Genomic DNA, 2382 nt, shown 5'->3' with positions numbered 1-2382 from the left:
CGAACATTGATGTCTGGTCTTTGTGCCAGAACCGTTCTTTAAAAATTTGGGTATGTGATAGAAGTAGACTGAATGATCTCTTTCACTGGGGATTGTTCAAGTCAAGGTAAAATTTGCGAGTTCAAGCGCGAATTTTCGGCGAATGTCGTCTTCACGTTCGAGACGTATGACCAGATTGCTTGGGGTTATATGGTCAAGTGAAGAAGCGCATACGGTGGATGCCTTGGCAGTCAGAGGCGATGAAAGACGTGGTAGCCTGCGATAAGCTTCGGGGAGTCGGCAAACAGACTTTGATCCGGAGATCTCTGAATGGGGGAACCCAGCCAGCACAAGCTGGTTATCACACACTGAATCCATAGGTGTGTGAGGCGAACCAGGGGAACTGAAACATCTAAGTACCCTGAGGAACAGAAATCAACCGAGATTCCCTTAGTAGTGGCGAGCGAACGGGGACTAGCCCTTAAGCTTCTTGGAATCTAACAGAACGCTCTGGAAAGTGCGGCCATAGTGGGTGATAGCCCCGTATGTGAAAGGTTCCAGGAAGTGAAATCGAGTAGGACGGCGCACGTGAAACGTTGTCTGAACATGGGGGGACCATCCTCCAAGGCTAAATACTACTGACTGACCGATAGTGAACCAGTACCGTGAGGGAAAGGCGAAAAGAACCCCGGAGAGGGGAGTGAAATAGAACCTGAAACCGTATGCGTACAAGCAGTGGGAGCCCACGTTGTTGGGTGACTGCGTACCTTTTGTATAATGGGTCAGCGACTTATATTCAGTGGCGAGCTTAACCGAATAGGGGAGGCGTAGCGAAAGCGAGTCTTAATAGGGCGTTTAGTCGCTGGGTATAGACCCGAAACCGGGCGATCTATCCATGAGCAGGTTGAAGGTTAGGTAACACTGACTGGAGGACCGAACCCACTTCCGTTGAAAAGGCAGGGGATGACTTGTGGATCGGAGTGAAAGGCTAATCAAGCTCGGAGATAGCTGGTTCTCCTCGAAAGCTATTTAGGTAGCGCCTCACGTATCACTCCAGGGGGTAGAGCACTGTTTCGGCTAGGGGGTCATCCCGACTTACCAAACCGATGCAAACTCCGAATACCTGGAAGTGTCAGCGTGGGAGACACACGGCGGGTGCTAACGTCCGTCGTGAAAAGGGAAACAACCCAGACCGTCAGCTAAGGTCCCAAAGTTATGGTTAAGTGGTAAACGATGTGGGAAGGCTTAGACAGCTAGGAGGTTGGCTTAGAAGCAGCCACCCTTTAAAGAAAGCGTAATAGCTCACTAGTCGAGTCGGCCTGCGCGGAAGATGTAACGGGGCTCAAACCATACACCGAAGCTACGGGTGCATCGCAAGATGCGCGGTAGAGGAGCGTTCTGTAAGCCTGTGAAGGTGAGTTGAGAAGCTTGCTGGAGGTATCAGAAGTGCGAATGCTGACATGAGTAACGACAATGGGAGTGAAAAACTCCCACGCCGAAAGACCAAGGGTTCCTGCGCAACGTTAATCGACGCAGGGTTAGTCGGTCCCTAAGGCGAGGCTGAAGAGCGTAGTCGATGGGAAACAGGTTAATATTCCTGTACTTCTAGTTACTGCGATGGAGGGACGGAGAAGGCTAGGCCAGCTTGGCGTTGGTTGTCCAAGTTTAAGGTGGTAGGCCGAACACTTAGGCAAATCCGGGTGTTCAAGGCCGAGAGCTGATGACGAGCTTTCTTTTAGAGAGCGAAGTGGTTGATGCCATGCTTCCAGGAAAAGCTTCTAAGCTTCAGGTAACTAGGAACCGTACCCCAAACCGACACAGGTGGTCGGGTAGAGAATACCAAGGCGCTTGAGAGAACTCGGGTGAAGGAACTAGGCAAAATGGCACCGTAACTTCGGGAGAAGGTGCGCCGGTGAGGGTGAAGTATTTACTGCGTAAGCCCACGCCGGTCGAAGATACCAGGCCGCTGCGACTGTTTATTAAAAACACAGCACTCTGCAAACACGAAAGTGGACGTATAGGGTGTGACGCCTGCCCGGTGCCGGAAGGTTAATTGATGGGGTTAGCGAAAGCGAAGCTCTTGATCGAAGCCCCGGTAAACGGCGGCCGTAACTATAACGGTCCTAAGGTAGCGAAATTCCTTGTCGGGTAAGTTCCGACCTGCACGAATGGCGTAACGATGGCGGCGCTGTCTCCACCCGAGACTCAGTGAAATTGAAATCGCTGTGAAGATGCAGTGTATCCGCGGCTAGACGGAAAGACCCCGTGAACCTTTACTGTAGCTTTGCACTGGACTTTGAGCCTGCTTGTGTAGGATAGGTGGGAGGCTTTGAAGCGTGGACGCCAGTTCGCGTGGAGCCAACCTTGAAATACCACCCTGGCATGCTTGAGGTTCTAACTCTG

At 51.7% G+C, this 2382-nt stretch carries 1 rRNA gene; it reads left to right on the top strand.

The features are described from left to right. Positions 1 to 191: 191 nt before the first annotated feature. A 23S ribosomal RNA gene (locus tag DK254_RS00460) occupies positions 192 to 2382 on the top strand; the annotation flags it as partial.

The sequence above is a fragment of the Pseudomonas sp. RW407 genome, assembly GCF_003176655.1.
In the GTDB taxonomy this organism is placed as follows: Bacteria; Pseudomonadota; Gammaproteobacteria; order Pseudomonadales; family Pseudomonadaceae; genus Pseudomonas; species Pseudomonas delhiensis.
Note: the sequence above shows the minus strand (reverse complement) of the source record. Positions and strands in the feature narration are given on the sequence as shown.